Source organism: Streptomyces sp. NPDC058464 (assembly GCF_042721035.1).
In the GTDB taxonomy this organism is placed as follows: Bacteria; Actinomycetota; Actinomycetes; order Streptomycetales; family Streptomycetaceae; genus Streptomyces.
The window spans coordinates 1-13,090 of the sequence record NZ_JBHXMA010000050.1; the positions used below are offsets into that span (position 1 = coordinate 1).

The window sequence follows — 13,090 nt, forward strand, 5'->3', positions numbered from 1 at the left end:
ATTCCGAACCCGGAAGCTAAGCCTTACAGCGCCGATGGTACTGCAGGGGGGACCCTGTGGGAGAGTAGGACACCGCCGAACAAATATTGAGAAAGAGCCCCACACCTCACGGTGTGGGGCTCTTTTGCGTTTAAGGACTGGTCCCCTTCTGCCCTCCGAGCGAGAAGACGTCAAGGGGATCAGAGCCGGCCCGCCGCTTTCAAAGCCAGGTACGCATCCGCCAATGCGGGAGCGAGATCATCAGGCGTCGCGTCCACGACAGTCACGCCGTGCCAGCGGAGTTGCTCCGCGGTCCGATGCCGTTCGCTCTGGGCCTGTGCGGCCGCCGCCGCCTCGTACACCGCGTCGGCGTTTCCACGAGCCGTCGCCATGCGGGCGACATGCGGGTCGGCCACTGAAGCGAGCAGAACCGTGTGGCGTTGGGTCAGCTGGGCGAGTACGGGCAGCAAGCCCTGTTCGACCGGGGCGGTGTCGAGTGTCGTGAGCAGGACGATCAGGGAACGGCGTGGGGCCGTACGCAGCGCGGTGGCGGTGAGCCCGCGGGCGTCCGTTTCGACGAGCTCCGGCTCCAGCGTGGCCATGGCGTTGACCAGGGACGGGAGGACGTCACCGGCGGCGCGGCCCTGGACGAGGGCGCGGACCCGGCGGTCGTAGGCGAGGAGATCCACACGGTCGCCCGCGCGGGATGCGAGGGCCGCGAGGAGGAGTGCCGCGTCCATGGAGGCGTCCAGGCGGGGGGCGTCGCCGACTCGGCCGGCGGAGGTACGGCCGGTGTCGAGGACGAGGAGGATGTGCCGGTCGCGTTCGGGACGCCAGGTGCGTACCGCGACCGCCGACTGCCGTGCTGTGGCCCGCCAGTCGATGGAACGGGTGTCGTCGCCGGGCACGTACTCGCGCAGGCTGTCGAATTCAGTGCCCTCGCCGCGGGTCAGAACGCTGGTGCGGCCGTCGAGTTCACGCAATCGGGCGAGTTTCGACGGTAGATGCTTGCGGCTGGTGAAGGGGGGCAGAACCCGTACAGTCCAGGGCACTTTGTGGCCGCCCTGGCGGGAGAACAGGCCGAGGGGGCCGTAGGAGCGGATGGTGACGCGGTCCGCCTGGCGGTCGCCGCGACGGGTGGGGCGCAGGCGGGTCGTGACGCGGCGGCGTTCGCCAGGGGGGACGTCCAGACGGTGGCGTGAGGCCTCGACCTCCGTGCCCGGCTGCCAACTGCTCGGCGGCCAGCCGTCCCTGAGGCGGGCGCGGAGCGGGCGCCGGGACGGGTTGGTCACGGTCAGGGTGACGTCCGCGGTCTCGCCCAGACGGGCGGACGTGTCGCCGGAGCGGGTCAGCACGAGGCGCCGTACCGGGGCCGCCAGGGCGAAGTCGCAGGCACAGGCCAGTGCCAGGGGGCCGTCGACGGCGAGGACGCCCGTCCAGCTCGGTCCCCAGATGCCGATGGGGATCGATCCGATGGCCGCGACGAGGGCGGCGCGTCCGGTGAGGGGCATCAGCGGGGAACCGGGACGTGGGCGAGGATCGCGTTGATGACGGAGTCGGCGGTCACGCCCTCCATCTCGGCCTCGGGGCGGAGTTGGACGCGGTGGCGGAGGGTGGGCAGGGCGAGGGCCTTGACGTCGTCGGGGATGACGTAGTCGCGGCCGGTCAGCCAGGCCCAGGCACGCGAGGTGGCCAGGAGGGCGGTGGCGCCGCGCGGGGAGACTCCGAGGGTGAGGGACGGGGACTCGCGGGTGGCGCGGCAGATGTCGACCACGTAGCCGGTGATCTCGGGGGAGACGGTCGTCTTGGCGACCGCCGCGCGGGCGGCTTCGAGGTCGGCGTGGCCCGCGACGGGGCGTACGCCGGCGGCGCGCAGGTCGCGCGGGTTGAAGCCCTCGGCGTGCCGGGTGAGGACGGCGATCTCGTCCTGGCGGGAGGGGAGAGGGATCGTCAGTTTGAGGAGGAAACGGTCGAGTTGGGCTTCGGGGAGGGGGTAGGTGCCCTCGTACTCGACGGGGTTCTGGGTCGCCGCGACCAGGAACGGGTCGGGGAGCGGACGTGGGGTGCCGTCGACGGTGACCTGGCGTTCCTCCATGGCTTCGAGGAGGGACGACTGGGTCTTGGGCGGGGTGCGGTTGATCTCGTCCGCGAGGAGGAGGTTGGTGAAGACCGGGCCGGGCTGGAAGGAGAACTCGGCGGTGCGGGTGTCGTAGACGAGGGATCCCGTGACGTCGCTCGGCATGAGGTCGGGGGTGAACTGGACGCGCTTGGTGTCCAGTTCGAGTGCGGATGCGAGGGCGCGGACGAGCAACGTTTTGGCGACTCCGGGGACTCCTTCAAGGAGAACGTGTCCGCGGCAGAGGAGAGCGACGACGAGGCCGGTCACGGCGGGGTCCTGGCCGACCACGGCTTTGGCGATCTCCGCGCGCAGGGCCTCCAGGGAGGCCCGGGCGTCGGCCGGGTTCCCGGTGTTCCCGGCGTTGTCAGTGGTCGGGTCCATCATGGACGGCGTACCTCTCTTTCGAGGGCGTCGAGCTGGTCGGTGAGGGCGATGAGGGCCGCGTCGTCGCCGGGCGGCGGTCCGAAGAGCAGGGAGTGCAGGGCCTGTCCGTCGCCGTGGAGGTGGGCGGACAGGGCGGGGAGCAGGGCCTCGGGCGCGTGTGCCTGGGAGACGGGGACGCCAACGAGGGGGGCGAGGCGGGTGCGAGCGGTGGAGCGAAGAGCGGCGGCCGCGCGGTCGCGGGCGTTGGCCTTGCGGTAGAGGCGGGCGCGGCCTTCGACGGTTTCGGAGGCGCGGATCGCCACGGGGAGTTTCTCGGGCACGAGGGGCCCCAGTCGGCGTGCCCGCCAGAAGGCGGCGAGGGCTGCGGCGATGAACAGCTGCAGTGTGCCCCAGAGCCAGCCGGACGGGAGCAGGTCGAACAGGGATTTCTGGTCGCCGGTACCGGTGGCCGTGGCGTCGGAGAGCGAGGGGAGGTACCAGACCAGATGGGGGCGGGAGCCGAGGAGTTGGAGGGCGAGCGAGGCGTTGCCCTGCTTGTCCAGGCGGTCGTTGAGCAGGATGTCGGGCGCGCCGAGGACGACGGTGTCACCGCTTCCGGAGGCCGCCGGGATGCGGAGCAGCGTGGCCAGGCGCTGGCTGGGGTAGCAGGTGTTGGCGTCGAGGTGGGTGGTGGTGTAGCGGATGCCACCGGTGTCGGCGCTGCCCGCCCGCCGGGCCGCGGCCAGGTTGCAGTGGGGGTCGAGTGTGGACCTGATGCTGGTGGCGGGGTCGGCGGTGACGCCGGGGGCGAGCCGTTCGACGGACGAGCTGCCGGCGGCGACCAGGACGGTGCGGCCGCCCGACCGGGCCGTCGATGCCTGCAGCTGGGACTGCTGATGCGGGGTCAGCAGGTCCGGGACGGCGACGAGCAGGGTGGTGTCGCGGCCGGCCGCGGCGCGTGCCTCGGCGAGGGTGGTGACCACGCGGGTGTCCACGCCCCGGTCGGCGAGGAGTTCGGCGACGGCGCGGCTGCCGTAGGGGTCGGCGGAGCGCGGGTCGAGGTCGCCGTGCCTGCTGTCGGAGCGGATGACGGCGATGGCGACGGCCCCGGCGAGGACGAGCACGAAGGCGAGGACGATGCCGCGGGTGCGGGTCCACACCTGGCGGGTGGTCGGCGCGGTGGAGGTGGCGGAGGGCGGGAGGGCTACGCCGGTGGTCATTCGGCGGCTCCCTGGCGGCTGTGGTGGGCCGTGCTGTGGGCGCTGCTGGTGAGGACCGGCTTGGTGCGCTCCAGGTCGCGGTCCAGGTCGGCGATTCGGTCGTACGAGGCCTGGGTCGCCCTGCGGCCGCCGTACGTCACGTCGTCGAACTCCCGGGCGGCGGCGCGCAGCCGGTCGGTGTGGGCGGGCAGGGTGCGGCCGGCTTCGGCGGCGGCCTCGTCGGCGGTACGGCCGGGGCGGACATCGAGCAGGGCGCGTTCCTCCAGGGCGCGGACGACGGCACGCATGCGTTCCTGGAGGGCCTGGTTCCAGTGGCCCTGGGCTGCGTGTGCCTCGGCTGCTGCGCGGTGTTCTGCGGCGCTGCGGGGGCGGTCGTCGAACAGGGCGGCGGTGGAAGCGGGTTGGCGGCGGGGGCTGCCCAGGCGCCACCACAGGGCGCCCAGGACGGCGATGACGGCCAGGACCACGACGACCAGGCCCAGTGCGCCGCCGGGCGTCGCGGACGCGGCGGCGGCGAGCAACCGGTCGACCCAGTCCAGGACGGCGTTCAGGGCGCGCTGGAACAGCCCGGGGTCGTTCTCGTGGTACATCCGCTTGGACAGTTCACGCCGTGCCGCCTCCCGCGCGGGGTCGCGAGGGATGGTCACGGGCGGTTGGTCGCCCGAGCCGGCCAGCGACAGCAGGGCGGTGTCCCGGGCCCGCAGCAGGCCTCGTACGGCCTCGTCGGCGGCGCCTGGCAGGGCTGCGGGCACCGCGGTGAGGAATCCCCCCGTCGGGCTCACCGCATCAGCTCCCCGGGACGGTGCCGGGGGTGCCGGCGCCGTAGTTCTCGACACCGGCGGCGCGGGCCAGTTCGAGGTCGAGGGCCTCGCGGCGGATGCGCTGGTCGATGTAGAGGAGCACGGTGACGCCCGCGTTGATCGGGAAGGTGAGCATGGAGCCGATCACCGAGCCGATCCCGGTGATGATGAGGAACGTCCAGCCGTAGTCGGCGTTGGTGTTCTCGAGGAAGCCGGTCAGGCCGTGGCCGCCGACGTAGGCCCCGACCAGGGTGAAGGGGACCACGGCGAGCGACGAGACGATGTTGGCGATGATCGAGGCGAGGAACTGGATGCCGAAGACCCGCCACCAGGAGCCGCGGACGAGCTTGGTGGAGCGGCCCAGCGACTTGGTGATGCTCTGCTTCTCCAGCATCAGGGCGGGAGAGGCCAGGGAGAAGCGGACCATCAGCCAGACGGTGACGACGACACCGGCGAGGATGCCGACGATGAGCAGGGCGGCGATGGCACCTGCGGGACCGCCGGCGATCGCGACGACGATGCCGGGCAGTGCGCCGACGAGCAGGATGCCGACCGCGATGAGCCCGGTCAGGAGGATGAGGCCGAACAGCTTGAGGACCTGCGGGCGGGCGTCGCGCCAGGCTTCGCCGATGGTGACGGACTTGCCGAGCACGGCGCGGCTGGTGACGGTCGTCAGCAGGGCTGTCGCGATGATGGTGCCGACCAGGGTGATCAGCAGGACGGCGCCCGAGCTGAGCATGACCTCGCCCGCGGCGCGGCTGATCTCGGTGAGGGAGGCGCTGGGGTCGTTGAGGGCGTCGGTGGTCTCGGTGTCGTTCAGGACGAGGCCCTGGAGGAGGATCACCGCGACCTCGGTGACGACGGCGACCGTCAGCGAGATGCCGAGGACCGTGCGCCAGTAGGTGCGCATGGTGGAGACGGCGCCGTCGAGGATCTCGCCGACGCCGAGCGGGCGGAGCGGGATCACGCCGGGCTTGGCGGCGGGCGGGGGGCCGCCCCAGCCGCCGCCCCAGGCTCCGTATCCGCCGGGCGGGCCGTATCCGCCGGGGCCTCCGTAGCCGCCAGGCCCGCCGGGGCCCCCGTAACCGCCGCCGGGGGGCCGGCCGCCCCAGCCGGGGCCGGGGGGCGGGGGCGGGGGTGCCTGGCCTGGTGCCGGGGCGCCGGTGGGCGTGGACCACTGGCCGGGCGGCGGCTGCTCCTTGGACCACTGCGAGCCGGGGCCCTGTGGATCCTCACCCGGCTGATCGGCGGGCTGTTCGGCAGGCCCTGCGGGGACGGGGCGGTCGGCAGGGGCGGACGCGCCGGGTTCCCGCCCGTCGGACGGGGCGGATCCGGGCGAGGCCCAGCCCGGAGTGTCGTTCATCGAAGCTCCTTCACGGTGCCCGTCCGCGGTCGCGGCGGCAGGTTGGCTGCCATCGTGCCATGGGGTGGGCGCCCAGTGACCGGCCGCGGTGGAGGCTGCGCACCTTCAATTGTCCGCCGGATACCGGGCAGACTGACCGCATGGCTGATCAGTACGCGCAAACCGGCGAGGACAAGCGGCCGACGGGAATGCCGGTGATCCGGTGGGAGGAGCCGCCCGAAGGTCCTGTCGTGGTCCTTCTCGACCAGACCAGACTGCCGACCGAGGAGGTCGAGCGGGTGTGCACGGACGCGCCCGCGCTGGTGGAGGCGATCCGTTCGCTCGCGGTGCGCGGTGCGCCGTTGCTCGGGATAGCGGGGGCGTACGGCGTCGCGCTCGCCGCCGCGCGGGGCTTCGACGTGGACGAGGCAGCGGTGGCGCTGTCGGGTGCCCGGCCGACGGCGGTGAATCTGTCCGTCGGGGTGCGCAGGGCGGTGTCGGCGTACCGGTCCGCTCTGGCCGGGGGCGGTGACACCGGGGCGGCGGCCGCGGCGGCGCTGGCTGCCGCGAGGGCGCTGCACCGGGAGGATGCCGAGGCCAGCGCCCGGATGGCCGAGCACGGGCTGGCGCTGCTGGACGAGTTGCTGCCCGGCGGCGGGCACCGGATCCTGACCCACTGCAACACCGGTTCGCTGGTGTCGGGAGGGGAGGGCACGGCGTTCGCGGTGGCGCTCCAGGCCCATCGGGCGGGGCGGTTGCGAAGGCTCTGGGTGGACGAAACGCGTCCGTTGCTGCAAGGTGCTCGCCTGACGGCATACGAGGCGGCCCGCAGCGGCATGGCGTACACCTTGCTCACCGACAACGCGGCCGGTTCGCTGTTCGCGTCGGGGGAGGTGGACGCGGTGCTGATCGGAGCGGACCGGATCGCGGCCGACGGATCGGTGGCGAACAAGGTGGGGAGCTATCCGCTTGCGGTGCTCGCGCGGTACCACCACGTTCCGTTCATCGTGGTGGCGCCGGTGACGACAGTGGATCCGGAGACACCGGACGGGGCATCCATCGAGGTCGAACAGCGCCCCGGATACGAGGTGACCGAGGTCACAGCACCACAGGTGCCGGTGACGGGAGCGGGAGGCGGGATGCCGGTGGCACCCCTGGGGACCCAGGCGTACAACCCGGCGTTCGACGTGACGCCGCCCGAGTTGGTGACGGCGATCGTCACCGAGGAAGGCGCCGTTTCGCCCGTGACGGCTGAGGCACTTGCCGAGCTGTGTGCCAGGTCACGCCAGGTAACGATTAGCTAATGGGATGATGTCGTTTATGAAGGGACGAGTCCTTGTCGTCGACGACGACACCGCACTGGCCGAGATGCTCGGCATCGTGCTGCGTGGTGAAGGTTTTGAGCCGTCTTTCGTAGCCGACGGCGACAAGGCGCTGGCCGCTTTCCGTGAGACCAAGCCCGACCTGGTGCTCCTGGACCTGATGCTGCCCGGTCGGGACGGTATCGAGGTGTGCCGCCTGATCAGGGCGGAGTCCGGGGTGCCGATCGTGATGCTCACGGCGAAGAGCGACACCGTCGACGTGGTCGTGGGCCTGGAGTCGGGCGCGGACGACTACATCGTGAAGCCGTTCAAGCCGAAGGAGCTGGTGGCCCGGATCCGGGCCAGGCTGCGGAGGTCGGAAGAGCCGGCGCCGGAGCAGCTCGCCATAGGTGACCTGGTCATCGACGTGGCCGGGCACTCGGTGAAGCGGGACGGGCAGTCGATCGCACTGACCCCGCTGGAGTTCGACCTGCTGGTCGCGCTCGCCCGCAAGCCGTGGCAGGTGTTCACGCGTGAGGTGCTCCTCGAGCAGGTCTGGGGCTACCGGCACGCGGCGGACACCCGTCTCGTCAACGTTCATGTCCAGCGGCTGCGCTCCAAGGTCGAGAAGGACCCGGAGCGGCCGGAGATCGTGGTGACCGTCCGTGGTGTCGGATACAAGGCGGGACCGAGCTGACATGCCCGGGGACAGTGCCGCTTCGGCCCCCGGCCGGTCCGGGGACCGTCCGGAGCGGCCTGTCGGCGGGAAACGGCTCGCGAAGCGCTGGCGGCTGCTCTTCGAGGGCGGGCTGCTCCAGGGCGGGGTCCAGGGCAGCCCGGTGCTGCGCCTGTTCATGCGCTGGGTACGGCGGCCACTGCTGCCGGTCATGCGGCTGTGGCGGCGCAACATCCAGCTCAAGGTCGTCGTCACGACCCTGCTGATGTCGCTGGGCGTCGTACTGCTGCTCGGCTTCGTCGTCATCGGGCAGGTGCGCAACGGCCTGCTGGACGCCAAGGTGAAGGCCTCGCAGAGCCAGGCCACCGGCGGTTTCGCGGTGGCCAAGCAGAAGGCCGACGAGGCCGCGACCGGTACCGGTGACACCACCGCGTCGGTGGACGGCCGGCAGTCGCAGAACCTCACCTCGTGGATGAGCGACCTCGTGGAGTCCCTGTCCAGCGGTGGCCAGGGCGCCTTCGACGTGGTGACGCTGCCCGCGGGCGACAACAACGGCGGCGGCGGTCGCGGGCCGCGCGCCTCCGGGCAGGTCGACCCGACGGCCAGCGTGCCCGCCGACCTGCGGACGCGGATCAACGACAACACGACCGCCGCACAGAGCTACACGCGGATCATCTACACGGACGACAAGGAGTCGCAGCCTGCACTGGTCATCGGCAAGCAGGTCAGCGACCCGAACAACGACCCGTACGAGCTGTACTACCTCTTCCCGCTCACCCAGGAGGAGAAGTCCCTCAGCCTGGTGAAGGGCACGCTGGCGACCGCCGGGCTGTTCGTCGTCGTACTCCTCGGAGCCATCGCCTGGCTCGTGGTGCGCCAGGTCGTCACGCCTGTGCGGATGGCGGCCGGGATCGCCGAGCGGCTGTCGGCGGGGCGGCTCCAGGAGCGGATGAAGGTCACCGGCGAGGACGACATCGCGCGGCTCGGCGAGGCCTTCAACAAGATGGCGCAGAACCTCCAGCTGAAGATCCAGCAGCTGGAGGACCTGTCGCGGATGCAGCGCCGGTTCGTGTCCGACGTCTCGCACGAGCTGCGGACGCCGTTGACGACCGTCCGGATGGCCGCCGACGTCATCCACGAGGCGCGCGAGGACTTCGACCCGGTGACCGCGCGGTCCGCGGAACTGCTCGCCGACCAGGTGGACCGGTTCGAGTCGCTCCTCGCCGACCTGCTGGAGATCAGCCGCTTCGACGCGGGCGCGGCGGCGCTGGAGGCCGAGCCGATAGACCTCAGGGAGGTCGTACGGCGGGTGGTCAGCGGGGCCGAGCCGCTCGCGGAGCGCAAGGGCACGCACATACGCGTGGTCGGCGACCTGCAGCCCGTGGTCGCCGAGGCGGACGCCCGGCGGGTGGAGCGGGTGCTGCGCAACCTCGTCGTCAACGCCGTGGAGCACGGCGAGGGCAAGGACGTCGTCGTCAAGCTGGCGGCGGCCGGCGGTGCCGTCGCGGTCGCGGTGCGCGACTACGGCATCGGGCTCAAGCCCGGCGAGGCGACCCGGGTCTTCAGCCGCTTCTGGCGGGCGGACCCGGCACGCGCGCGTACCACCGGCGGCACGGGCCTGGGGCTGTCGATCGCCCTGGAGGACGCGCGGCTGCACGGCGGCTGGCTGCAGGCGTGGGGAGAGCCGGGCGGCGGCTCGCAGTTCCGGCTGACGCTCCCCAGGACGGCGGACGAGCCGCTGCGGGGCTCGCCGATACCCCTGGAACCCAAGGATTCCCGGCGCAACCGGGGGCTCGACGAGGCCGGTCTGCCGGGCGGCGGCGAGGACAAGCGGGCGACGGTCCCAGTGCAGCCCGGCGGCCAGGCGTCGCCGCTCGCGCCGATGCCGCAGCGGCTGGCCGGCGTGGCGCCCACCGCCGACCCGACCGCGCTGCCCGGCAACGGCGCGCGCGTGGTGCCCCGCCCGGCCCAGGGCGCACGGCGTCAGGAGGGCACGCCCGAGACCGGTCAGGCCGGCGGGGCGGACGAGTCGAACAAGCCAGGGGAGGCATTTCGTGGGCGCTGACCGCGAGGGGAGCGCCCGGCGCGGGCCGGCGCGCGCGGTGGCGTACGCCGCCTGTGGGGCCGTACTGCTGGCGGGCTGTGCCTCGATGCCGGACAGCGGCGACCTGCGGGACGTCGAGTCCACGCCGCGCCAGGACACCCAGGTCCGGGTCTTCGCGATACCCCCGCAGCAGGACGCCTCGTCCACGGAGATCGTGCAGGGCTTCCTGGAGGCCCTGACCAGTGACGATCCGAACTACGACACGGCGCGCAAGTATCTGACCCAGGCCGCCGCGAAGACCTGGCAGCCGGAGTCGCAGGCCACGGTGCTGGCGAACGGGCCGAGCATCCAGTCGGACCCGCGTCCGGCGACCCGCGAAGGCACCGGCAGCATCACCTACACCCTCCAGGGCAGCCGGGTGGCCACCGTCGACGAGGAGCAGGCGTACGCGCCCGCGGGCGGGGCGTACCGCAGGGCGGTGCATCTGACCAAGGACGCCAAGAGCGGGCAGTGGCGGATCGACTCGCTGCCCCAGGGTGTCGTGATGGGCAAGTCCGACTTCCAGCGCAACTACACGTCCGTCGACAAGTACTACTTCGCCTCGGACACGTCGGCCGAGGAGACCGGGCAGCCGGTGGCGGTCGCCGATCCCGTCTTCGTGCGCAGCAGCGTGGACCCGACGACCCAGCTGGTGCGTTCGCTGCTCAACGGTCCGACCACCTGGCTCGGCCCGGTGGTGCGGTCGAGTTTCCCGACCGGTACGACGCTGAAGAAGGGCGTGTCCGGGCTGGCCCCGGACGACCAGAACCGGGTCACGGTGCCGCTGAACGTGAAGGCGTCCCGGATCGGGTCGGCCCTGTGCAACGAGATGGCGACCCAGTTGCTCTTCACGCTGCGGAACCTGACGCCCACCGTGGATTCGGTCGCGTTGCAGTCCGTCAGCGGCTCCCACATGTGTGACGCCGACGAGGAGGAGGCCGAGGCCATCGCCTGGCGCGCCTCCGCCAAGCACCCCGACTACCTGTACTTCCTCGACGGCAAGCACCGGCTGGTGCGGATGACGACCGGCGGTACCGGCACCAGCGCGGTCGCGGTACCCGGCCCGTTCGGCGCGGGCACCAAGCCGCTGCGGTCGGTGGCGGTCGCCCGTGACGAGCGGACCGCGGCCGGGGTCACCAGCGACGGCAGGTCGATGTACGTCACCTCGCTCGCGTCGGCCGGTTCACTCGGCGACGCCGTGCTGACCAGTCACGGTGCGACCGAGGACGACCGCCTGACGGCGCCGAGCTGGGACGCCCGCGGCGACCTGTGGGTGGCCGACCGGAACCCGGCGAAGCCGCAGCTGTACATGCTGGCGCAGGGCGTGGGCCAGCCGCTGGCCGTGCAGATCCCCGAACTGAACGGCCGTATCGAGGACGTGCGGGTCGCCGCGGACGGGGTGCGCATCGCGCTCGTCGTCGAGAAGGACGGCAAGCAGTCGCTGCTCGTCGGGCGGATCGAACGCACCAAGTCCGATGACCAGCAGGAGGTTTCGGTCCTCGAACTGCGCTCCGCCACCCCCGGCTCCGAGGAGGTCACCGCGATGTCCTGGGCCGGGGACAGCCGGCTCGTGGTGGTCGGACGCGAGCAGGGCGGTGTGCAGCAGACGCGGTACGTCCAGGTCGACGGCTCCACACCGGACGGGCCGGCGCCCGCGGCCCTCACGGGCGTCCTGGCGATCGCGGCGTCCGAGGACGACCGGGTGCCGCTGGTGGCCGACTCGCAGGACGACGGGATCGTCCGGCTGCCGTCCGGGGACCAGTGGCAGAAGGTGGTCAAGGACGGGTCGGCGCCGGTCTATCCGGGGTGAGCCCCAGCCGTGCGTGAACGGCCGTCCCGGTCCGGCGTCGAGCCGACGGGACGGCCGTTTTCCGTTGCCGGGTGCCGGGTGCCGGGTGCCGGGTGCCGGGTGCCGGGTGCCGGGTGCCGGGTGCCGGGTGCCGGGTGCCGGCCGGGTGCGGGGTGGGTGCAGGGTGGGCGCGGAGGCTGTTGTGTGCCTCGGGCGACTGTTCTCGGGTGCAGCACCGGCTTACGACCTGGGGCCCCTCACCCGTGTGGGTGACGTGCTGTGCGTGTCGCGTGGAGTTGTCCACAGGCGGTTGTCCACAGGGGTGGCCGGTTCGGCCCGTCATTGGCACAGTGGGCACATGCGGGGGTGGTGGCAGGACCTCACCGACCTGGTGCTACCGGCCGAGTGCGGAGGCTGTGGGACGCCTCGCACGGTGCTCTGTGCCGAGTGCCGTGCCGCCCTGAGCGGGGCCGTACCGCGCCGGGTGCGACCGGTGCCGGAGCCGCCCGGGCTGCCGGCGGTGTACGCGGCGGCGCCTTATGCGGACGAGGTACGGGCGGCCCTTCTCGCCCACAAGGAGCGCGGTGCGCTGGCGCTCGCCGGGGCGCTGGGCGCGGCGGTGGCGGGCGCGGTGCGGGCCGGGCTCCGGGACGGCCGGAGCGTGCGGATCGTCGCCTCGTGGCGCGGTACGGCGGGTGGCGTCGGCGCCTCCGGACCCGTGCTGCTCGTCCCGGTGCCGTCGGCGCCATGGGCCGTGCGGGCGCGGGGACACGACCCGGTGCGGCGGATCGCTCTCGCGGCGGCCGCGGAGCTGCGGCGTGCCGGGGGCTCGGCCCGGGTGGCCCCGGTGCTGCGGCAGCGGCGGGCCGTGGCCGACCAGACAGGGCTCAACTCCCGGCAGCGGTTCGCGAATCTCGCGGGTGCGCTGGAGGTGACGGCGGGCGGTGCCGGGCTGCTCGCCGGGGGCCTGGTCGTCCTCGTCGACGACCTCGTCACGACGGGCGCCACCCTGGCGGAGGCGGCGCGTGCGGTACGGGAGGCCGTGGGGGCCGGAGGGACAGGAGAGGGAACAACGGCCGTGTATCGGCGCGCGGCTTGGGAAGGAAGGGAGGAACGGCAGGCCGGATCACGGGAAGAGCGGGCGAAGTGGAGACGGGACGAACCGGGAATGGCCGAGGCGAACGGCCTCGCGGGACCGGTCCGTGCGGCCGTGGTCGCGGCCACACCGGATTCTTTCGAAATCAACCGGAACTGACCGTGAACGTACATCGTTGCAGGTAGTGACTGGGTCAATTCACCTGAATGGAGGTACGCATCAGTAGAGGGTGACGACATCCGTCCGGGCGAGATATGTTCGGTTGTGAGGGAGAAAGCCGCAGGCCATGTCTCCCCTATCCGAATGCCGTGCCGCGGGTTTT

At 72.4% G+C, this 13,090-nt stretch carries 10 protein-coding genes and 1 rRNA gene; 6 read left to right on the forward strand and 5 right to left on the reverse strand.

The window, feature by feature from the left end:
* A 5S ribosomal RNA gene (gene rrf / locus ACFWPQ_RS43300) occupies window positions 1-81 on the forward strand; the annotation flags it as partial.
* 98 nt (window positions 82-179) lie between these two features.
* Here rrf and ACFWPQ_RS43305 read toward each other — a convergent pair.
* The 5 genes from ACFWPQ_RS43305 to ACFWPQ_RS43325 are packed head-to-tail and all read right to left on the reverse strand — an operon-like array spanning window position 180 to window position 5,844.
* Window positions 180-1,490: a DUF58 domain-containing protein gene (locus ACFWPQ_RS43305; RefSeq protein ID WP_384048086.1), complete on the reverse strand. Its 1,311-nt coding sequence runs from the start codon at window positions 1,488-1,490 to the stop codon at window positions 180-182.
* A complete protein-coding gene (locus tag ACFWPQ_RS43310) occupies window positions 1,490-2,479 on the reverse strand; it encodes an AAA family ATPase (protein ID WP_384048089.1) in 990 nt (329 codons plus the stop codon). Before ACFWPQ_RS43310 ends, ACFWPQ_RS43305 begins: the two co-directional genes overlap by 1 nt.
* Entirely contained in the window at window positions 2,479-3,681 is a 1,203-nt protein-coding gene (locus ACFWPQ_RS43315; protein ID WP_384048092.1) for a DUF4350 domain-containing protein, read from the reverse strand. Before ACFWPQ_RS43315 ends, ACFWPQ_RS43310 begins: the two co-directional genes overlap by 1 nt.
* The gene (locus tag ACFWPQ_RS43320; RefSeq protein WP_384048095.1) at window positions 3,678-4,463 is read right to left on the reverse strand and encodes a DUF4129 domain-containing protein; all 786 of its coding nucleotides are present in this window, start codon (window positions 4,461-4,463) and stop codon (window positions 3,678-3,680) included. The genes ACFWPQ_RS43315 and ACFWPQ_RS43320 overlap by 4 nt, the downstream gene beginning before the upstream one ends.
* Before the next feature lie 4 nt (window positions 4,464-4,467).
* Complete coding sequence (locus ACFWPQ_RS43325; RefSeq protein WP_384048098.1) at window positions 4,468-5,844, reverse strand: hypothetical protein; 1,377 nt, start codon at window positions 5,842-5,844, stop codon at window positions 4,468-4,470.
* A gap of 140 nt (window positions 5,845-5,984) precedes the next feature.
* Between ACFWPQ_RS43325 and mtnA the strand changes: the two genes are divergently transcribed.
* The 5 genes from mtnA to ACFWPQ_RS43350 all read left to right on the forward strand — a co-directional run bounded on the left by mtnA (window position 5,985) and on the right by ACFWPQ_RS43350 (window position 12,927).
* Complete coding sequence (gene mtnA / locus ACFWPQ_RS43330; protein ID WP_384048100.1) at window positions 5,985-7,127, forward strand: S-methyl-5-thioribose-1-phosphate isomerase; 1,143 nt, start codon at window positions 5,985-5,987, stop codon at window positions 7,125-7,127.
* Between the two features lie 4 nt (window positions 7,128-7,131).
* Window positions 7,132-7,821: a two-component system response regulator MtrA gene (mtrA, locus tag ACFWPQ_RS43335; protein ID WP_015659998.1), complete on the forward strand. Its 690-nt coding sequence runs from the start codon at window positions 7,132-7,134 to the stop codon at window positions 7,819-7,821.
* A 1-nt stretch (window position 7,822) separates the two neighbouring features.
* On the forward strand, window positions 7,823-9,865 hold the full coding sequence (gene mtrB, locus ACFWPQ_RS43340) for an MtrAB system histidine kinase MtrB (RefSeq protein WP_384048103.1): 2,043 nt from the start codon (window positions 7,823-7,825) through the stop codon (window positions 9,863-9,865).
* Complete coding sequence (locus ACFWPQ_RS43345) at window positions 9,855-11,693, forward strand: LpqB family beta-propeller domain-containing protein (protein ID WP_384048105.1); 1,839 nt, start codon at window positions 9,855-9,857, stop codon at window positions 11,691-11,693. The genes mtrB and ACFWPQ_RS43345 overlap by 11 nt, the downstream gene beginning before the upstream one ends.
* A gap of 337 nt (window positions 11,694-12,030) precedes the next feature.
* Window positions 12,031-12,927 carry a ComF family protein gene (locus tag ACFWPQ_RS43350; protein WP_384048108.1) on the forward strand — a complete coding sequence of 299 codons (897 nt, stop codon included), beginning with the start codon at window positions 12,031-12,033 and terminating at the stop codon, window positions 12,925-12,927.
* Window positions 12,928-13,090 lie beyond the last annotated feature (163 nt).